This is a genomic window from Citrobacter sp. wls706, from assembly GCF_005281305.1.
In the GTDB taxonomy this organism is placed as follows: domain Bacteria; phylum Pseudomonadota; class Gammaproteobacteria; order Enterobacterales; family Enterobacteriaceae; genus Citrobacter; species Citrobacter werkmanii.
This window is the reverse complement of sequence record NZ_SZXG01000037.1, coordinates 244,955-262,798: the sequence shown is the minus strand read 5'-3', so window position 1 is coordinate 262,798 and position 17,844 is coordinate 244,955. Positions and strand designations below refer to the sequence as shown.

20 protein-coding genes are annotated in these 17,844 nt (G+C 53.2%); 10 read left to right on the top strand and 10 right to left on the bottom strand.

Features of this window, described 5'->3' with window-relative positions; all coding sequences use genetic code 11:
* Window positions 1-152 precede the first annotated feature (152 nt).
* Entirely contained in the window at window positions 153-1,517 is a 1,365-nt protein-coding gene (locus FDW92_RS17815) for an MFS transporter (protein WP_042310104.1), read from the top strand.
* 79 nt (window positions 1,518-1,596) lie between these two features.
* Here the strand turns inward: FDW92_RS17815 and FDW92_RS17810 are convergent, their stop codons facing one another.
* Complete coding sequence (locus FDW92_RS17810) at window positions 1,597-2,088, bottom strand: YajQ family cyclic di-GMP-binding protein (protein ID WP_003831002.1); 492 nt, start codon at window positions 2,086-2,088, stop codon at window positions 1,597-1,599.
* A 174-nt stretch (window positions 2,089-2,262) separates the two neighbouring features.
* On the opposite strand from FDW92_RS17810, the gene panE reads away from it, so the two are divergent.
* From panE to FDW92_RS17795, 3 genes are read left to right on the top strand one after another with little or no spacing between them, the layout of a single operon-like run.
* On the top strand, window positions 2,263-3,174 hold the full coding sequence (panE, locus tag FDW92_RS17805) for a 2-dehydropantoate 2-reductase (RefSeq protein WP_038638233.1): 912 nt from the start codon (window positions 2,263-2,265) through the stop codon (window positions 3,172-3,174).
* Window positions 3,137-3,727 carry a protein deglycase YajL gene (gene yajL, locus FDW92_RS17800; protein WP_042310107.1) on the top strand — a complete coding sequence of 197 codons (591 nt, stop codon included), beginning with the start codon at window positions 3,137-3,139 and terminating at the stop codon, window positions 3,725-3,727. The genes panE and yajL overlap by 38 nt, the downstream gene beginning before the upstream one ends.
* Before the next feature lie 32 nt (window positions 3,728-3,759).
* Window positions 3,760-4,812 (top strand): hypothetical protein, encoded by a 1,053-nt coding sequence (locus FDW92_RS17795; RefSeq protein WP_042310108.1) that lies wholly within the window; start codon window positions 3,760-3,762, stop codon window positions 4,810-4,812.
* Between the two features lie 100 nt (window positions 4,813-4,912).
* Here FDW92_RS17795 and thiI read toward each other — a convergent pair whose 3' ends face one another.
* Window positions 4,913-6,361, bottom strand: coding sequence for a tRNA uracil 4-sulfurtransferase ThiI (gene thiI / locus FDW92_RS17790; RefSeq protein ID WP_038638226.1), 1,449 nt, complete (start codon window positions 6,359-6,361; stop codon window positions 4,913-4,915).
* A gap of 208 nt (window positions 6,362-6,569) precedes the next feature.
* Here thiI and xseB point away from each other — a divergent pair, with 208 nt between their 5' ends.
* The 4 genes from xseB to yajO are packed head-to-tail and all read left to right on the top strand — an operon-like array spanning window position 6,570 to window position 10,630.
* Window positions 6,570-6,812: an exodeoxyribonuclease VII small subunit gene (gene xseB / locus FDW92_RS17785; RefSeq protein WP_038638224.1), complete on the top strand. Its 243-nt coding sequence runs from the start codon at window positions 6,570-6,572 to the stop codon at window positions 6,810-6,812.
* Window positions 6,813-7,712, top strand: a complete 900-nt coding sequence (gene ispA / locus FDW92_RS17780; protein ID WP_042310111.1) for a (2E,6E)-farnesyl diphosphate synthase — start codon at window positions 6,813-6,815, stop codon at window positions 7,710-7,712.
* A 24-nt stretch (window positions 7,713-7,736) separates the two neighbouring features.
* Window positions 7,737-9,599 carry a 1-deoxy-D-xylulose-5-phosphate synthase gene (gene dxs, locus FDW92_RS17775; RefSeq protein WP_042310113.1) on the top strand — a complete coding sequence of 621 codons (1,863 nt, stop codon included), beginning with the start codon at window positions 7,737-7,739 and terminating at the stop codon, window positions 9,597-9,599.
* Window positions 9,600-9,655: 56 nt separating this feature from the next.
* Window positions 9,656-10,630, top strand: a complete 975-nt coding sequence (yajO, locus tag FDW92_RS17770; protein ID WP_042310115.1) for a 1-deoxyxylulose-5-phosphate synthase YajO — start codon at window positions 9,656-9,658, stop codon at window positions 10,628-10,630.
* A gap of 57 nt (window positions 10,631-10,687) precedes the next feature.
* Here yajO and pgpA read toward each other — a convergent pair whose 3' ends face one another.
* From pgpA to nrdR, 6 genes are all read right to left on the bottom strand, one after another.
* Entirely contained in the window at window positions 10,688-11,206 is a 519-nt protein-coding gene (gene pgpA, locus FDW92_RS17765; RefSeq protein WP_042310116.1) for a phosphatidylglycerophosphatase A, read from the bottom strand.
* The gene (gene thiL, locus FDW92_RS17760) at window positions 11,184-12,161 is read right to left on the bottom strand and encodes a thiamine-phosphate kinase (protein ID WP_042310118.1); all 978 of its coding nucleotides are present in this window, start codon (window positions 12,159-12,161) and stop codon (window positions 11,184-11,186) included. The genes pgpA and thiL overlap by 23 nt, the downstream gene beginning before the upstream one ends.
* Before the next feature lie 75 nt (window positions 12,162-12,236).
* Window positions 12,237-12,656: a transcription antitermination factor NusB gene (gene nusB, locus FDW92_RS17755; RefSeq protein WP_000801129.1), complete on the bottom strand. Its 420-nt coding sequence runs from the start codon at window positions 12,654-12,656 to the stop codon at window positions 12,237-12,239.
* A gap of 19 nt (window positions 12,657-12,675) precedes the next feature.
* Window positions 12,676-13,146: a 6,7-dimethyl-8-ribityllumazine synthase gene (ribE, locus tag FDW92_RS17750; protein WP_003021575.1), complete on the bottom strand. Its 471-nt coding sequence runs from the start codon at window positions 13,144-13,146 to the stop codon at window positions 12,676-12,678.
* A 90-nt stretch (window positions 13,147-13,236) separates the two neighbouring features.
* Window positions 13,237-14,340, bottom strand: coding sequence for a bifunctional diaminohydroxyphosphoribosylaminopyrimidine deaminase/5-amino-6-(5-phosphoribosylamino)uracil reductase RibD (ribD, locus tag FDW92_RS17745; protein ID WP_042310120.1), 1,104 nt, complete (start codon window positions 14,338-14,340; stop codon window positions 13,237-13,239).
* A gap of 3 nt (window positions 14,341-14,343) precedes the next feature.
* Window positions 14,344-14,793: a transcriptional regulator NrdR gene (gene nrdR / locus FDW92_RS17740; RefSeq protein WP_016152032.1), complete on the bottom strand. Its 450-nt coding sequence runs from the start codon at window positions 14,791-14,793 to the stop codon at window positions 14,344-14,346.
* Window positions 14,794-14,947: 154 nt separating this feature from the next.
* Between nrdR and FDW92_RS17735 the strand changes: the two genes are divergently transcribed.
* Together FDW92_RS17735 and FDW92_RS17730 are read left to right on the top strand one after the other, a co-directional pair.
* Window positions 14,948-15,487, top strand: coding sequence for a DUF3251 domain-containing protein (locus FDW92_RS17735; RefSeq protein WP_042310122.1), 540 nt, complete (start codon window positions 14,948-14,950; stop codon window positions 15,485-15,487).
* A gap of 298 nt (window positions 15,488-15,785) precedes the next feature.
* Entirely contained in the window at window positions 15,786-16,649 is an 864-nt protein-coding gene (locus tag FDW92_RS17730) for a nucleoside-specific channel-forming protein Tsx (protein ID WP_003021561.1), read from the top strand.
* Between the two features lie 44 nt (window positions 16,650-16,693).
* Here FDW92_RS17730 and FDW92_RS17725 read toward each other — a convergent pair whose 3' ends face one another.
* Together FDW92_RS17725 and FDW92_RS17720 are read right to left on the bottom strand one after the other, a co-directional pair.
* Complete coding sequence (locus FDW92_RS17725; RefSeq protein ID WP_042310124.1) at window positions 16,694-17,386, bottom strand: YafY family protein; 693 nt, start codon at window positions 17,384-17,386, stop codon at window positions 16,694-16,696.
* 23 nt (window positions 17,387-17,409) lie between these two features.
* Window positions 17,410-17,775, bottom strand: a complete 366-nt coding sequence (locus FDW92_RS17720; RefSeq protein ID WP_042310126.1) for a VOC family protein — start codon at window positions 17,773-17,775, stop codon at window positions 17,410-17,412.
* Window positions 17,776-17,844 lie beyond the last annotated feature (69 nt).

Here is a 17,844-nt window from a genome sequence, read left to right as displayed (position 1 = left end):
TGCTTATATGAAAAGGGTGCTCTGGCACCCTTTTTTATTTGTTGTTTTGCTTCCCCCCTCTCCTCACACTCACAACATTTGTTAATGAAGCGCATATTTACCCGGCCCTCTTCCCGCTTTACACTAGGCGCGAAATTAATACAGAGGTGGGAATGAACGATTACAAAATGACGCCCGGTGAGTTGCGCGCCACCTGGGGTTTAGGGACCGTATTTTCGTTGCGCATGCTTGGCATGTTTATGGTCCTGCCGGTTCTGACCACGTATGGTATGGCACTACAGGGTGCCAGCGAAGCATTGATCGGACTTGCTATCGGTATTTATGGCCTGGCGCAAGCCATCTTCCAGATCCCCTTTGGTCTGCTTTCAGACCGCATCGGCCGTAAGCCGCTTATTGTCGGCGGACTGGCGGTATTTGTTGTCGGTAGCGTGATTGCCGCCCTCTCAGATTCAATCTGGGGAATTATTCTCGGTCGGGCCCTCCAGGGCTCTGGCGCGATTGCCGCCGCCGTAATGGCGCTGCTGTCCGACTTAACCCGCGAGCAAAACCGAACCAAAGCAATGGCGTTTATTGGCGTCAGCTTTGGTATCACCTTCGCCATTGCGATGGTACTGGGGCCGATCGTTACCCACGCGCTGGGGCTACACGCGCTGTTCTGGATGATCGCGGGCCTTGCGACCACAGGTATCGTGCTGACTATTTGGGTCGTTCCCAATAGCACGACCCACGTACTGAACCGCGAATCAGGCATGGTAAAAGGCAGCTTCAGCAAAGTGCTGGCGGAACCAAAACTGCTGAAGCTCAACTTCGGCATCATGTGTCTGCACATTTTACTGATGTCCACTTTCGTCGCCTTGCCAGGTCAGTTGGCGAAATCGGGCTTCCCCGCCGCCGAACACTGGAAAATTTATCTGGTGACGATGCTGCTGTCCTTTGTTTCCGTGGTGCCGTTCATCATTTACGCCGAAGTGAAACGCCGAATGAAACGCGTGTTCCTCGCCTGCGTGTTACTGATTCTTGTCGCAGAAATTGTATTGTGGAGCGCAAACATTCGTTTTTGGGGGCTGATTGCGGGCGTGCAGATATTCTTCCTCGCCTTCAACCTGATGGAAGCCCTACTCCCCTCGCTTATCAGTAAAGAATCTCCGGCGGGCTATAAAGGTACGGCGATGGGCGTTTACTCCACCAGCCAGTTTCTTGGCGTGGCAATTGGCGGCTCGCTGGGCGGTTGGGTAGTCGACATGTTTGATGGTCAGGCGGTATTCCTGGCCGGCGCGCTTCTGGCGGCAGTGTGGTTGTTGGTGGCCAGCACAATGAAAGAACCGCCGTACGTTAGCAGCCTGCGCGTGGAAATCCCACCGGAGATTGCCGCGGATGACACCCTGAAGCAGCGCCTTCTGGCTAAAGAAGGGATAAGCGAAGTATTAATTGTGGCGCAAGAGCATTCGGCTTACGTAAAAATCGACAGCAAAGTGACCAATCGATTCGAAGTTGAGCAGGCGATAAGTCAGGCGTGAAGATTGCAGGATGGCGACGTCTTATCCGGCCTACAAATAGCGTGTGCTACCTGTAGGCCGGATAAGCGGGCATTACGACTTAATCGCGGAAGTTCTTAAACTGGAACGGCTGGCCGAGGTCGCCCCCACGAACCAACGCCATGACGGATTGCAGATCGTCACGTGCTTTACCGGTTACACGGATTTCTTCACCCTGAATCTGCGCCTGCACCTTCAGTTTGCTGTCTTTAATCAGCTTAACGATTTTCTTTTGCACCGCGCTTTCGATGCCCTGCTTCAGCTTCGCTTCCACAAACCAGGTTTTACCGCTGTGCACGAAGGTTTCCGGTACGTCCAGCGATGTGCCTTCAATACCGCGTTTCAGTAGCTTGGCACGCAAAATATCCAGCAGTTGATTGACCTGGAAATCAGACTCGCTCAGCACCTTAATCGTCTTATTTGACTCATTCAGCTCAAAAGTCGCTTCAACGCCACGAAAATCAAAGCGTGACTCTACTTCGCGGCTGGCGTTATCCACCGCGTTACGGGCTTCCTGAAGATCAACTTCAGAGACAATATCGAAAGATGGCATCTTTTCCTCTCCCTTCATTTTTGATGCGAAGCATAATACCTGCAAAGTTACCCAACAGACAGCGCTATACTAGGCTGTATCCTTTAATTGTACGCGGAACTGTTACCTGCGAACAATAAAGGGGTACGGCCGATATGGATTAACACCTGGTGCTGTTGCAGGTGAGGAGGAAGAATGAAAATTACCGTACTGGGATGTGGAGCGTTAGGACAGCTGTGGCTTACCACGCTGTGCAAACATGGACATGAGGTGCAAGGGTGGCTACGCGTGCCACAGCCCTACTGCAGCGTGAACCTGATCGACACGGATGGATCAGTTTTTAATGAATCCCTGACGGCAAACGACCCCGACTTTTTGGCAAAAAGCGACCTGTTACTGGTTACACTTAAAGCCTGGCAGGTTTCTGATGCGGTAAAAGGTCTGGCCGCAATTCTGCCTGAAACTACCCCCATTTTGCTGATTCACAACGGTATGGGGACGATTGAAGAGCTGCAAAACATTAAACAGCCTCTGCTGATGGGCACCACCACCCACGCGGCACGTCGCGACGGAAATGTCATCATTCATGTCGCTCAGGGCACAACGCGCATCGGTCCGGCGCGTGAGCAGGACGGTGATTTCAGCTATCTGGCTGAAACACTGCAAGAAGTACTACCGGATGTCGCCTGGCATAATAATATTCGTGCCGAACTGTGGCGCAAACTGGCCGTAAACTGCGTCATTAATCCGCTGACGGCGCTCTGGGACTGCCCAAACGGCGAACTGCGTCAGCATCCGGAAAAAATAGCGCTAATCTGTGAGGAAGTAGCAGCGGTTATTGAACGCGAAGGCCACCACACATCAGCGGATGATTTACGCTATTATGTCGAGCAAGTCATTGACAGTACGGCAGAAAATATCTCATCAATGCTGCAGGATATTCGTGCCATGCGCCATACAGAGATCGACTATATTACCGGTTACCTGTTAAAACGCGCCCGTGCACACGGCATCGCCGTCCCGGAAAATGCCCACCTGTTTGAAATGGTAAAGAGAAAGGAAAGTGAGTATGAGCGCTCAAGCACTGGTTTGTCTCGCCCCTGGTAGTGAAGAGACCGAAGCAGTCACCACTATCGATCTGCTGGTTCGCGGCGGAATTAAGGTCACTACTGCAAGCGTCGCCAGCGATGGCTGCCTGACGATTGTGTGCTCACGCGGAGTGAAACTGCTGGCTGACGCACCGTTGGTTGAAGTTGCTGACGGCGATTTCGACATCATCGTATTGCCCGGCGGAATTAAAGGCGCGGAGTGTTTTCGCGACAGCCCTCTGCTTATCGAAACCGTGAAGCAGTTTCATCGTTCCGGACGTATTGTCGCAGCCATTTGCGCCACTGCCGCCACCGTACTTGTCCCACACGATATCTTCCCCATCGGAAATATGACGGGTTTCCCGGCGTTGAAAGACAAAATCCCCGCAGAACAATGGCAAGACAAGCGTGTCGTGTGGGATCCGCGCGTCAACCTGCTTACCAGCCAGGGACCGGGAACATCGATTGATTTTGGTTTAAAAATCATTGATCTACTGGTAAGCCGCGAAAAGGCTCATGAAGTGGCGTCACAGCTGGTGATAGCTGCGGGAATTTATAACTACTACGAGTAACTCTTCAGGCCACACGCAGACAAGGAATTATGATGAAAGGATATCTGAGCACATTGGCTTTACTGCTTCTTTCCAGCCACGCCAGCGCAACGCAGCTTGAAATAAAGAACCTTGAGTATCGCTATCCCAATAGCACTGAGATGCAGTATCGCGTGCCGTGGTTTACCTCAACGGATAATCCCCAGGTTGCAAAACGCATTAACGATTACATTTTCGCAAGCTTTATCAATCAGCTACCGGGAAATAATCCGCAAACCACAGTAAATCAGTTTGCAAATTCAGAGATGAATCCCACCGCAAATATTGACTACACGGTTGAGTATCGCGATGACAAAATCCTGTCACTGAATATAACAGTCGAGGGATGTGGAGCATATTGCGAGTCCTACAATGTGCCGGTAAATTTCGATTTAGCCAGCGGCGCAGCAATTACCCTTAGCGATCTTTTCTCCCGCTCCACGATGGCCGAATTAAACACCCGCATCAGAAAAGATATCCGCAGCCAAATTGATACCTTTGTTGCCGCACAGAAGGAAGGTGGAGATTCTGGCTATGCCGAATTCTACGCCTCGTGCGCAACCTACACTGACGGGTTGTACTACATCGACAAATTCTCCCTACAAAAAGATCATCTGGCTTTCCTGAACGGACGCTGTAGCAACCATGCCAACCGCGCGGGCGATGAACTGGGCGATTTCACCACGAAAATACCTACTGAAGAACTGCATAATCAGTTCACGCCATACGGCCAGTATCTGACTGGTGCAAAGAGTACAACACCGGTTGAGCCCACGCCCGGCATTGACGGCAAGGTCATGTACGGCACGCTGGGAAAAAGCATGCGTATTGTGCTGAAGGTGGACTGTAATTACGGTGATTTTTTTGAAGGGGCTTACTTTTACCAGAAATTTGGCGCGCCGATTGAATTAACCGGTAAGTGCGACACAGCCGACAATCGACATTATGAACTGAAGACGTCTGCCGCTGAACAATCGGAAGAGAAGATAACGCTGGAATTAAAAGACGGTGTCTATCAGGGCGTCTGGGAGTCGAACGGGAAGACACTTCCCGTGCGTTTTGAATAATATCGTTGTATTGCCGGATGGCGGCGTAACCGCCTTATCCGGCCTACAAAATGATACAGTCTGTAGGCCGGATAAGCGGCAGCGCCATCCGGCAAAGGAACTACGGGCGATACACCTTCACGTTTTCAAAGCCCTGCTCGCGCAGATACAGCGCCTGCAGGCGGCTCATCACCCCGCGTTCACACCACAGCAGCCAGGTTTTACTCTGGTCTAAATCGCCGAATTTGGTGCTCAGCTTGTAGAACGGCAGTGAAACCACGTCCACACCTTCCACCTTCAGCGGTTTGTCATCCTGTTCATCCACAGAACGGATATCCAGAATCACGTCGTTTGAGCCGAAACCACTCACGGTTTCCACTTCCACCACGGTCTGCTGAGTCTGCTGGGCGATATCGCGAATATCAATATTGTTCGCTTCTTCGACCACTTTATCGAGGATAGAGAAATCGAAGTTTTCTTCTTCGGCCTCAATCTTCGCTTTAATCGCCTTCACCGTTGGGCTTTTTGAAATTACGCCGCAGTATTCCGGCATGGTACGCGCAAAGTCCTCGGTACCAATTTCACGCGCCAGGTTGATGATGTGCTCTTTATCATGAGAGATAAGCGGGCGCAGGATCAGGGTATCCGAAACGTTATCAATCAGGCGCAGGTTGGTCAGCGTCTGGCTGGATACCTGGCCCAACGCTTCACCGGTTACCAGTGCCTGTACGCCGTAGCGCTCAGCGACTTTCGACGCCGCGCGTACCATCATACGCTTGAGGACCACGCCCATCTGGCCGTCGTCGACTTTCTCCAGGATCTCACCCACCACCGGCTCAAAGTTGATCGCGACAAAACGCACGCGATGCGAGCTACCGTAGCGGTTCCACAGATAATGCGCCACCTGACGAACGCCGATTTCATGCGCGGCGCCGCCGAGGTTAAAGAAGCAATAGTGTACGCGGCAGCCGCGACGCATCAGCATGTAGCTGGACACCCCGGAGTCGAAACCACCGGAGATCAGCGACAGGACGTCTTCCTGCGTACCAATCGGGAAACCGCCAATACCTTCATAGCGGCCTTTAACCAGCAGCAGACGATCATTTTCGATTTCAAGATTTACCGTAACATCCGGTTTCGTCAGCTTCACGCGCGCGGATTCAATATGCTGGTTCAACCCGCCGCCAACATAACGTTCCACCTCAATGGAGCTAAACTCATGCTTACCGCGACGCTTAACGCGTACGCAGAAGGTTTTACCTTCCAGTTGATCGCGATACTGCACCAGCGCTTTCTCGAAAATATCGTGCATGTCGGTAAACGGCACGTCTTCAACTTCGAGAATATGGTGGATACCCGGAATACGGGTCAGCGCGTCGCGAATATCCAGGCGCTGGCTTTCATCTTTAGCGCGAACCTCAACGTGATCCCAGTGACGGACAACGGCAAGGTCTTCATCGTAGTGCTTTAAAACGTTACGAATGTTCCCTGTCAGAATTTTTATAAAGCGCAAACGCACAGATTGGCTTTTGATGGTGATTTCTGGGAACAATTTAATGATAAACTTCATGGCGGCAATGGTTCTTTGGCAAGTCTGAATGACTTGTAATGGAAAAAAATACAGCAGCCCATACCCTGCGGCTGCATCCAGGCGCGCAAGTATACCACTATCATGGTCATCCTGTGCACATCGCCTTACCATTGCGCGTTATTTGCTTATCAGTGCGAGTCCGTTACCATAGTCTTGTGCTGCCAATACAGAGAGTCAGACATTCATTATGCCGAAGAAAAATGAAGCGCCAGCCAGTTTTGAAACAGCGCTGAGCGAGCTGGAACAGATTGTTACCCGCCTGGAAAGCGGCGACCTGCCGCTGGAAGAAGCGCTGAACGAATTCGAACGTGGCGTACAGCTGGCGCGTCAGGGACAAGTCAAATTGCAACAGGCTGAACAGCGCGTACAAATCCTGCTGTCAGATACCGAAGACGCCGCCCTTACGCCTTTTACACCGGATAATGAGTAAATGGATTTTACGCAGCAGCTACAGGCTTGCGTTGAGCAGGCCAACCAGGCACTGAGCCGTTTTATCGCGCCACTGCCCTTTCAGAACACTCCCGTGGTCGAAACCATGCAATATGGCGCATTATTAGGCGGTAAACGTCTGCGCCCATTCCTGGTGTATGCGACCGGTCAGATGTTTGGCGTCAGCCTGAGTACGCTTGATGCTCCCGCTGCCGCCGTCGAGTGCATCCATGCCTATTCGCTGATGCATGATGATTTACCCGCGATGGACGACGATGACCTGCGCCGCGGTCTGCCAACCTGCCACGTAAAATTTGGCGAGGCAAACGCGATTCTGGCCGGAGATGCGCTGCAAACGCTGGCGTTTTCTATTATCAGCGACGCCCCGATGCCGGAAGTATCTGACCGTGACCGCATCGCGATGATCTCTGAACTGGCCCAGGCCAGCGGTATCGCCGGTATGTGCGGGGGCCAGGCGCTGGATCTGGAAGCGGAAGGTCAGCAGGTTGCACTGGATGCGCTGGAGCGTATTCACCGCCATAAAACCGGGGCGTTGATTCGCGCCGCCGTGCGTCTGGGGGCATTAAGCGCAGGCGATAAAGGGCGAGAATGCCTGCCAATTCTCGACAAATACGCAGAAAGCATCGGTCTGGCCTTCCAGGTTCAGGATGACATACTGGATGTGGTAGGCGATACTGCAACATTGGGTAAACGTCAGGGTGCTGACCAGCAGCTTGGCAAAAGTACCTATCCTGCACTTCTGGGTCTTGAGCAAGCCCGGAATAAAGCCCGGGATTTAATCGAGGATGCCCGCCAGTCGCTAAATTTGCTGGCCGCGCAGTCACTCGATACCTCGGCACTGGAAGCGCTAGCGGACTACATAATCCAGCGTGATAAATAAACCAACATATCCCATGAGCTTGCGATGAGTTTTGATATAGCCAAATACCCGACCCTGGCGCTGGTCGACTCCACCCAGGAGTTACGCCTACTGCCAAAAGAGAGCCTGCCAAAGCTTTGCGACGAACTGCGCCGCTATTTGCTCGACAGCGTGAGCCGTTCCAGCGGGCACTTCGCCTCTGGTCTGGGCACGGTGGAACTTACCGTCGCGCTGCATTACGTCTATAACACCCCGTTTGACCAGTTAATCTGGGATGTGGGACATCAGGCTTATCCGCACAAAATTCTGACCGGACGCCGCGATAAAATCGGCACCATTCGTCAGAAAGGCGGTTTACATCCGTTCCCGTGGCGCGGTGAGAGCGAGTATGACGTACTGAGCGTTGGGCACTCTTCAACGTCTATTAGCGCTGGCATTGGTATTGCGGTTGCCGCCGAGAAAGAAGGCAAAGATCGTCGTACCGTTTGTGTGATTGGCGACGGCGCTATCACCGCCGGGATGGCGTTTGAAGCGATGAACCATGCGGGTGATATTAAGCCCGATATGCTGGTTATCCTCAACGACAACGAAATGTCGATTTCAGAGAACGTCGGCGCGCTGAACAATCACCTGGCGCAACTGCTCTCTGGCAAACTCTACTCCTCGCTGCGCGAAGGCGGGAAGAAAGTCTTCTCCGGCGTACCACCGATTAAAGAACTGCTCAAACGTACCGAAGAACACATTAAAGGCATGGTGGTGCCGGGCACGCTGTTTGAAGAGCTGGGCTTTAACTATATCGGCCCGGTGGACGGGCACGACGTGCTGGGACTCATCACCACGCTGAAGAACATGCGCGATCTTAAAGGTCCACAGTTCCTGCACATCATGACCAAAAAAGGTCGTGGCTATGAGCCAGCGGAAAAAGACCCGATCACATTCCATGCCGTACCCAAATTCGATCCATCCAGCGGCTGTCTGCCGAAAAGCAGCGGCGGCCTGCCAAGCTATTCAAAAATCTTCGGGGACTGGTTGTGTGAGACCGCAGCGAAAGACAATAAGCTGATGGCGATCACCCCGGCGATGCGCGAAGGCTCCGGTATGGTGGAATTCTCACGTAAGTTCCCGGACCGCTACTTCGATGTGGCGATTGCCGAGCAGCACGCAGTGACCTTTGCAGCAGGTCTGGCGATTGGCGGCTACAAGCCGGTCGTGGCTATTTACTCTACCTTCCTGCAACGCGCCTACGATCAGGTGCTGCATGATGTGGCCATCCAGAAACTGCCGGTACTGTTCGCCGTTGACCGGGCTGGTATTGTTGGCGCTGATGGGCAAACCCACCAGGGAGCGTTCGATCTCTCCTTCCTGCGCTGCATCCCGGAAATGGTCATCATGACCCCGAGCGATGAGAACGAATGCCGCCAGATGTTGTTTACCGGCTATCACTATAACAACGGGCCATCGGTCGTGCGCTATCCACGCGGTAATGCGGTGGGCGTCGAGCTGACGCCGCTGGAAAACCTGCCAATCGGTAAAGGCATCGTGAAACGTCACGGGGAAAAAGTGGCCCTTCTTAACTTTGGCACCCTGATGCCGGAAGCTGCTCAGGTCGCAGAGTCGCTGAACGCCACGCTGGTCGACATGCGCTTTGTGAAACCGCTGGATGAGACGTTGATCCTCGAAATGGCGGCCCAACACGAGGTGCTGGTTACCATTGAAGAGAACGCCATTATGGGCGGCGCAGGCAGTGGCGTAAACGAAGTGCTGATGGCCCATCGCAAGCCCGTTCCGGTGCTGAACATTGGCCTGCCTGACTTCTTCATCCCGCAAGGCACTCAGGATGAGGCTCGCGCCGATCTGGGTCTTGATGCCGCTGGCATTGAGGCTAAAATCAAGGCCTGGCTGGCATAATCCCCTCCCCGCTCCTGCTATGCTTAATGAATAACACGCTAAGCAGGAGCGAATGAATGCAATACAACACTTTAGGAAAAACCGACCTCCGGGTCTCCCGCCTTTGCCTGGGCTGCATGACGTTTGGCGAACCCAATCGCGGTAATCACGCCTGGACGCTGCCTGAAGAGAGCAGCCGCCCGATAATCAAACACGCCCTTGAAGGCGGCATTAACTTTTTCGATACCGCCAACAGCTACTCCGCTGGCAGCAGCGAAGAGATTGTCGGCCGTGCGCTGCGTGATTTTGCCCGCCGCGAAGATGTCGTGGTCGCGACCAAGGTTTTTCACCAGGTGGATGATTTAGCGGAAGGATTATCCCGCGCACAAATCCTGCGCTCAATCGACGACAGCCTCAGACGCCTGGGCATGGACTATGTGGACATCCTGCAAATTCACCGCTGGGATTACAACACGCCAATCGAGGAAACGCTGGAAGCCCTCAACGACGTAGTAAAAGCCGGTAAAGCTCGCTATATCGGTGCCTCGTCGATGCACGCTTCGCAGTTTGCTCAGGCGCTGGCCTTACAGAAGCAACACGGCTGGGCGCAGTTCGTCAGCATGCAGGATCACTACAACCTGATCTACCGCGAAGAAGAACGCGAAATGCTGCCGCTCTGCTATCAGGAAGGTGTCGCGGTGATCCCGTGGAGTCCGCTGGCGCGTGGTCGCCTGACCCGCCCGTGGGGAGAAACGACCGCACGTCTGGTTTCCGATGAAGTCGGTAAAAATTTATATAACGAGAGCGATGAAAACGACGCGCAAATTGCCGCGCGGCTGGCTGGCATCAGTGAGGAACTGGGCGTTACGCGGGCGCAGGTCGCGCTGGCATGGCTGCTGAGCAAACCAGGTGTGGCTGCGCCCATTATTGGCACATCGCGCGAGGAGCAATTGGATGAATTGCTCAATGCGGTGGATTTAACGCTGAAGCCGGAGCAAATTGCCGAGCTGGAAACACCGTACAAACAGCATCCGGTGGTGGGATTTAAATAAGCGCGATTGTAGATTGTAAGCCGGATAAGGCGTTTACGCCGCCATCCGGCAAACCCGTTAAATGATACCTATCGGCCAGTGATGGCCGATAAAATACAAAATTCCGGCAGAGAGTATCCCGGCGACAATATCGTCGATCATGATCCCCGTCCCGCCATGCACATTGCGATCGAACCAACGAATTGGCCACGGTTTCCACATATCCAGAATACGGAAAATCACAAATCCGGCGGCAACCCATTGCCAGTCGAGGGTCGGTAGCGCCATCAGAGTTATCCACATGCCGACAAATTCGTCCCAGACAATGCTGCCGTGATCGTGCACGCCCATGTCTTTCGCCGTTTGATGACACAGATAAACGCCGATACAGATAGATAGCATGACCACCAGCGAATACAGCTGCCATGGCAGAAATGTCATTAAATACCAAAAAGGGATCGCCGCCAGCGATCCCATGGTGCCAGGAATAATTGGACTCAGCCCGCTACCAAAACCGGTGGCCAACAGGTGCCACGGATTACGCATACTCAGGCGGCTTTTGGCGACATCTTTTTTAAGGCGCGGCAAAATGGTCATATCCTTTCCAGTCGAACGTGACGGGTTTTCCATCGCGCGTAAAGTGAACGCCTTCTACATCCGCACTCATCTGACCGATGCAGCTAAACGAGGTCCCGAGATGTGCCAGCGCGACGTCCAGCGCGCCACGGTTGATTTCCGGTACGGTAAAGCATAACTCATAATCTTCCCCCCCCGAGAGCGCCCAGCGCAACGCCTGTTCCGGCTCAACGTGTTGGGCGAATGCCGTGGAATAAGGCAGCGCGTCGACGTTAACCCGTGCGCCGCAGCCGCTGGCATTGACGATATGCCCCAGATCGGAAATCAGGCCGTCGGAGAGATCGATAGCCGCACTGGCCAGATCGCGCAGGGCTTGCCCCTGTAAAATACGCGGGGTTGGGCGCAGGTGGCGTTGCAGCAGATACTCCGCGTCTTTTGGATCAGTCACCTGCAAGCGGTCCTGCAAAATCGCCAGCCCCGCCGCACTATCGCCCGGCGTGCCGGTCACATAAATCCAGTCTCCCGGTTTTGCCCCGGAACGTTTTAAAGCACGCCCAACGGGAACGTAGCCATGAATACCCAACGTCATCGACAGCGGTCCACGCGTGGTATCACCGCCAATCAGCTGCATATCGTAGTAATTAAGGAGTTCAAACAGGCCATCGCTGAAAGCTTCAAGCCAGGCTTCATCAACGTCAGGTAACGTCAGTGCCAGCGTCAACCACGCAGGATCGGCACCCATCGCCGCCAGATCGCTCAAATTCACCGCCAGGGCTTTCCAGGCCAGATCGGTAGGATCAATGTCGGGGAGGAAGTGATTGCCTGCCACCAGCGTATCGGTACTGATCGCCAATGTCTGTTTTTCAGGGATGTTCAGGAGTGCGCAATCGTCGCCAATACCGGTTTCGACATCAAGACGAGACGTTCTTACGCGATCAAAATAACGGGCAATCAGGGAAAATTCGCCGCATGCCATACGTTATGCCTCAGCAGAAAAAAAGAAAAAGCCGGGGACAGCGGAAACACGTTCCACTCTCCGCCGGCCTCGGGATTACTTTTTGTTGGGGCGAATCACAGGTGCTGCTTTATCCAGTACGCCGTTAACGAATTTATGGCTGTCTTCGGCACCGAAGGTTTTCGCCAGTTCAATCGCTTCGTTGATGGCCACTTTGTACGGCACATCGCTACGCTTAGACAGTTCAAACAGCGCAATACGCAGTACGGCTTTTTCAACCTGACCCAACTCTTCCAGCAGACGAGACAGGTAAGGCTTCATTAATCCATCCAGGTACGCGCTGTTAGTCGCCACCCCGGACAGCAGTTCACGGAAATACAGAACGTCGACATCTTTAACGTCCTGTTCCGCCAGGAACTGGTATTCAACATCAGCGATGTCGTTCTGGGACAACTGCCAGGAGTAGAGCGCCTGGACGGCACACTCACGGGCGCGGCGACGAGCAGCAGGTTTCACGGATTTCCCCTTACAAAAATCAGGCCTTAATGGCTTTCAATACATTAATCATTTCAAGCGCAGTCAGTGCAGCTTCTGCGCCTTTGTTGCCGGCTTTCGTGCCAGCACGTTCGATGGCTTGTTCAATACTTTCGGTGGTCAGAACACCGAAGGCTACCGGAATGCCACTGTCCTGAGCGACATGCGCCAGGCCATTGCTTGCACCGCCAGCCACATATTCGAAGTGCGCGGTACCACCACGGATCACCGTACCTAGCGCAATCACAGCATCGTATTTACCGGTTTTCGCCAGTGCGTCAGCCGCCAGCGGCAGCTCATATGCGCCTGGAACCCAAACGACGGTAATGTTTTCATCTTTAACCTGGCCAATACGTTTCAGGGCGTCGATCGCACCTTCCAGCAGGCTATCATTGATAAAGTTGTTGAAACGCGCAATGGTGATGGCGACGCGAGCGTCCGGAGTAGCAACGTTAGCTTCAATAATGTTCATATTCTTCCTTCGGGTTCGATTTATGGCCCCGTAAGGGGGGCGGATTTTATCATAATATTCTGGGCGCTGCTTCCTCTAATTCAGAAAGCCTCACGCAGTGGTTAAATGCAGGCAAACGTCCGGGCCCACCTGGCGTATCTCGTTGAATTTGAAATGGGGGGCGTCGGCCAGTTTCTCAAGCCCTGGCAGCACACATAATCCTCGCGCATCACTGCCTAACAGTTTAGGCGCAACATACACGATTAGCTCATCCACCAAACCGGCCTGTAATAACGCGCCCGCAAGCGTTGGGCCAGCTTCCACCCAAATACTGTTAATTTGCTGTTTGCCCAGTTGCATCATCAACACGACCAAATCCAGATGTCCGTTATGTTCCGGTACCTTAATACTGCGAACTGACTCCGGCCAACTGCGGGTATCGTCTTTCGTTCGGATAATCCAGGTTTCTCCCGGCTGTTGCACAATACGGTGCTCCGGCGTGACCTGATTCTGGCTATCAAGGACAATGCGGATCGGCTGGCGCAGATTTTCCTGCGGGTAACTCGCCTGAGTTGACTCCCCAAGCTCCGACCAGCGCACGGTAAGCTGAGGATCGTCGGCCAGTACCGTCGCGCTGCTGGTTAAAATGGCATGGCTTTGCGCGCGCAGCCGTTGCACATCGCGGCGCGCCTGCGGCGAGGTGATCCACTGGCTTTCCCCGCTGGCCATCGCCGTACGACCATCGAGCGATGCGCCAAGCTTAAGCTGCAGATATGGGAAACCTGTACGCATGCGCTTGAGAAAGCCTTTATTAAGCTGCTCAACCTCGCTCATCATCAACCCGTGGCTGACGTCAATGCCCGCCTGCTGCAAGCGATAGAGGCCACGACCTGCTACCTGCGGATTCGGGTCCTGTATAGCGGCCACCACGCGCGCTACGCCCGCCGCAATCAACGCATCGCAGCACGGCGGCGTACGCCCATGATGACTGCAGGGCTCAAGCGTCACGTAGGCGGTTGCCCCTTGCGCTTTTTCTCCGGCCATGCGCAGGGCATGGACTTCGGCATGCGGCTCACCCGCGCGGTGATGATATCCTTCGCCGACGATCTCCCCATCCTTAACAATCACGCAGCCGACGTTGGGATTTGGGTGAGTAGTGAAACGTCCGCGCGCAGCAAGCTTCAGCGCGCGCGCCATGTACAATTCATCCTGCATGGCTTAGTCCTGTAGGCGAGCAATCTCTTCGCCAAATTCTTTGATATCTTCAAAACTGCGGTAAACCGACGCAAAGCGGATGTAAGCGACTTTATCGAGCTTTTTCAGTTGCTCCATTACCAGGTTGCCGATCATCTTACTCGGCACCTCACGCTCGCCAGTCGCTCGCAGTTGTGATTTGATATGGTTTAACGCCATTTCGACGTCATCTGAGCTGACCGGACGTTTCTCCAGCGCTCTGAGCATGCCGCTGCGCAGCTTATCTTCATTAAAGGGTTCACGCACATCGTTGCTCTTCACAACGCGCGGCATGACAAGTTCAGCCACTTCAAAAGTGGTGAAACGTTCGTTACAGACCAGACACTGCCGACGGCGGCGTACTGAGGAGCCCTCGCCTACAAGACGAGAGTCAATTACCTTAGTGTCTACGGCGAAACAGAATGGGCAATGCATACGGCGTCCTGTACCTCAGTGGTTAACAGCAATCTATTTTACCCTGAACTGACGTGACAACAAAGGCGCAGCGCTTTTGAGACAAAGGATCGATGCCTTCGTGCTCTGTGCACACTACCATTATGCTATCGCGACAATGAAGGAAGTAATCACAATGACAAGACGTTACCTAAGAATTCTCCTGGTGGGAAGCCTCTTTAGTCTTAGCGCCTGCGCGCAGCAAAGCGAAGTACGCCAGATGCATCAAAGCGTAAGCACGCTAAATAAAGAGATGACGCAGCTTAATCAGGAAACGGTAAAAATTACGCAACAAAATATGTTGAATGCCAAGTCGACCAGTGGCGCCTATCTGTTGCCGGGCTCCAAAACCCCTGCCCGGCTGGAGAGCCAGATCGGCACGTTACGTATGTCTTTGGTGAATATTGCGCCGAACGCCGATGGCACAAGGTTAACGCTACGTATTCAGGGCGAGTCCAATACGCCCTTGCCCGCCTTTAGCGCCACCGTAGAGTACGGGCAAATTCAGGGCACCACGGAGAATTATCAGGAAGTGAACGTTCAAAACCAACTGGTCAACGCCCCGGCAAGTATTCTTGCCCCTAGCGACGTAGACATTCCGTTGCAGATAACTGGTCTCTCCCCCGACCAGTTGGGATTTGTTCGCATCCACGACGTCCAGCCTGTTAGCCAATAAACTTTTTTGCGGAACGTTTTGTGCGTTCCGCAACATCACTCCGCTCCATTTTGTTACTCCCCTGACATAACCAATATTTCTGTTAAAACTTGGCAACATTCATGGGAGCCAGTACAATTCGCCGCCTAAAGTACGCAAACGTGAACGCAATCGATTACGTAAATGATAGAACTGTGAAACAAGACATATTTTTGTGAACAATGATTTTTATAATAGGCTCCGAAGAATTACGAAATATTTAGAAACGCAATTTGCGCATTTTTCACTCCCGAAAGGGATTTCAAACAGTGGCATACATATGAAAAAAACATTACTTGCAGCCGGTGCGGTGCTGGCGCTCTCCTCGTCTTTTACTGCCAACGCAGCAGAAAATGACAAACCGCAATATCTGTCCGACTGGTGGCACCAAAGCGTCAACGTGGTGGGCAGCTACCACACCCGTTTCTCCCCGAAACTGAACAACGACGTGTATCTGGAATACGAAGCGTTTGCCAAAAAAGACTGGTTCGACTTCTATGGCTACATCGATATTCCGAAAACCTTTGACTGGGGTAACGGCAACGATAAAGGTATCTGGTCTGACGGTTCCCCGCTGTTTATGGAAATCGAACCACGTTTCTCCATCGACAAGCTGACCGGTGCTGACCTGAGCTTTGGACCGTTCAAAGAATGGTACTTCGCCAACAACTACATCTACGATATGGGTGACAACAAAGCCAGCCGCCAGAGCACCTGGTATATGGGTCTGGGTACCGATATCGACACCGGTCTGCCGATGGGTCTGTCCCTGAACGTGTATGCTAAATACCAGTGGCAGAACTATGGCGCATCCAACGAAAACGAGTGGGATGGTTACCGTTTCAAAGTGAAATACTTTGTGCCGATCACCCAGGTTTGGGGCGGTCAGTTGACCTACATCGGCTTCACCAACTTCGACTGGGGCTCAGATTTGGGTGATGATCCGAACCGCACCAGCAACTCTATCGCTTCCAGCCACGTGCTGGCACTGAACTACGATCACTGGCACTACTCCGTAGTCGCGCGTTATTTCCATAACGGCGGCCAGTGGAAAGGTGGGGATACCCTGAACTGGGGCGAAGGCGACTTCAGCGCGAAATCAACCGGTTGGGGTGGTTACCTGGTCGTAGGTTACAACTTCTAATCCCGACATTTATCGCAGACAAGCCAGCTTAACCGCTGGCTTTTTTACGGCTGGTCTTCACAGCGTACTTTACGTAAAAAGTCACTTAGCGAGCGATCTGCCGATTCACGAAAATGCCTGTCGAGCGGTGTGATATTCAGACAGCGATCAACGCGAAAGCAGCGATAATCGTCACGCTTCTCGCACCAGGCAACCAGTAACCAGTGCTCGCCCCAGAAAAATAATCCCAGTGGCCGAACGTCACGCCAGGAGAGATTCCCGGACTCGTCGCGATAATGCAGCGCCAGTACCTGTTGCGCCGAAACCGCGCGATGTATGAGATCGAAGGCACTACGTGAATGTGGCTGATTACCAAAATCTGGCGCAAAAATCCGCGTTTGCTCGGCCCTGCGGCGACTCTCTGGCGGCAATATCGCCAGCACTTTTTCCTGCGCCGACTCCAGCGCCTGTGAAAGTGAATCCCCGCCCCATGTTTTCAGCAACCGAATCGCGACCATCAATGCTTCTGATTCGCGATGCGTTAACATCAACGGCGGCAGATCAAACCCGGCCATTAAGCGGTATCCGCTGCCCACTTCGCCTTCAATGGGCACGCCGGATAAAGAGAGATCGCGGATATCGCGATAAATCGTCCGTTCAGAAACGTCAAGACGTTCTGCCAGCAGCGCCGCCGTTGTCACTCGTCTGCCCCGCAGGATTTGTACGATCTGAAACAAGCGGTCGGCGCGTCGGGTCATTTTAATCCTCAGTCCTGAAAATATTACGCGGGTTGATGTAAACCAACACGATTGCCTTCACTGTCAGTAAATAGCGCAATCGTACCAATGTCCTGCCCCAGTTCGAGCGGGCCAAACACGCATTGACCACCAGCAGTGGCAACACGTTCAAGCGTGGCAGCCAAATTGTCCGTATGCAGATAAATAATAGCGCCCTGCGCTGAAGGCGAAATACCGTCAAATTTAGCCAGCGCTCCGCCGGGAGCAGGATCCTTATGCGGGAATACGGCCAACTCAGCGCAGTCCATATTCTCCCGACGCAAAGAAACCTGCATCACTGGCTCATAAAAAGCGATGGCGCGATCCATTTGTAGCACGGGGATTTCAAACCAGTTAATTACGTTGTTCATACTTCCTCCTGCCTGTGTGGGTAATCTCAGAAGGACTATAAGACAGGGCTACTGACAGCATACTGTCAG

Bases quoted from the DNA above. Each gene is read 5' to 3' on its own strand.
- ribE (WP_003021575.1), bottom strand. From the start codon at position 13,146: ATGAACATTATTGAAGCTAACGTTGCTACTCCGGACGCTCGCGTCGCC.
- FDW92_RS17725 (WP_042310124.1), bottom strand. From the start codon at position 17,386: ATGACCCGACGCGCCGACCGCTTGTTTCAGATCGTACAAATCCTGCGG.
- yajO (WP_042310115.1), top strand. From the start codon at position 9,656: ATGCAATACAACACTTTAGGAAAAACCGACCTCCGGGTCTCCCGCCTT.
- nrdR (WP_016152032.1), bottom strand. From the start codon at position 14,793: ATGCATTGCCCATTCTGTTTCGCCGTAGACACTAAGGTAATTGACTCT.
- FDW92_RS17815 (WP_042310104.1), top strand. From the start codon at position 153: ATGAACGATTACAAAATGACGCCCGGTGAGTTGCGCGCCACCTGGGGT.
- ribD (WP_042310120.1), bottom strand. From the start codon at position 14,340: ATGCAGGATGAATTGTACATGGCGCGCGCGCTGAAGCTTGCTGCGCGC.
- ispA (WP_042310111.1), top strand. From the start codon at position 6,813: ATGGATTTTACGCAGCAGCTACAGGCTTGCGTTGAGCAGGCCAACCAG.
- xseB (WP_038638224.1), top strand. From the start codon at position 6,570: ATGCCGAAGAAAAATGAAGCGCCAGCCAGTTTTGAAACAGCGCTGAGC.
- pgpA (WP_042310116.1), bottom strand. From the start codon at position 11,206: ATGACCATTTTGCCGCGCCTTAAAAAAGATGTCGCCAAAAGCCGCCTG.
- FDW92_RS17810 (WP_003831002.1), bottom strand. From the start codon at position 2,088: ATGCCATCTTTCGATATTGTCTCTGAAGTTGATCTTCAGGAAGCCCGT.
- yajL (WP_042310107.1), top strand. From the start codon at position 3,137: ATGAGCGCTCAAGCACTGGTTTGTCTCGCCCCTGGTAGTGAAGAGACC.
- panE (WP_038638233.1), top strand. From the start codon at position 2,263: ATGAAAATTACCGTACTGGGATGTGGAGCGTTAGGACAGCTGTGGCTT.
- FDW92_RS17720 (WP_042310126.1), bottom strand. From the start codon at position 17,775: ATGAACAACGTAATTAACTGGTTTGAAATCCCCGTGCTACAAATGGAT.
- dxs (WP_042310113.1), top strand. From the start codon at position 7,737: ATGAGTTTTGATATAGCCAAATACCCGACCCTGGCGCTGGTCGACTCC.
- FDW92_RS17730 (WP_003021561.1), top strand. From the start codon at position 15,786: ATGAAAAAAACATTACTTGCAGCCGGTGCGGTGCTGGCGCTCTCCTCG.
- FDW92_RS17795 (WP_042310108.1), top strand. From the start codon at position 3,760: ATGAAAGGATATCTGAGCACATTGGCTTTACTGCTTCTTTCCAGCCAC.
- thiL (WP_042310118.1), bottom strand. From the start codon at position 12,161: ATGGCATGCGGCGAATTTTCCCTGATTGCCCGTTATTTTGATCGCGTA.
- FDW92_RS17735 (WP_042310122.1), top strand. From the start codon at position 14,948: ATGACAAGACGTTACCTAAGAATTCTCCTGGTGGGAAGCCTCTTTAGT.
- thiI (WP_038638226.1), bottom strand. From the start codon at position 6,361: ATGAAGTTTATCATTAAATTGTTCCCAGAAATCACCATCAAAAGCCAA.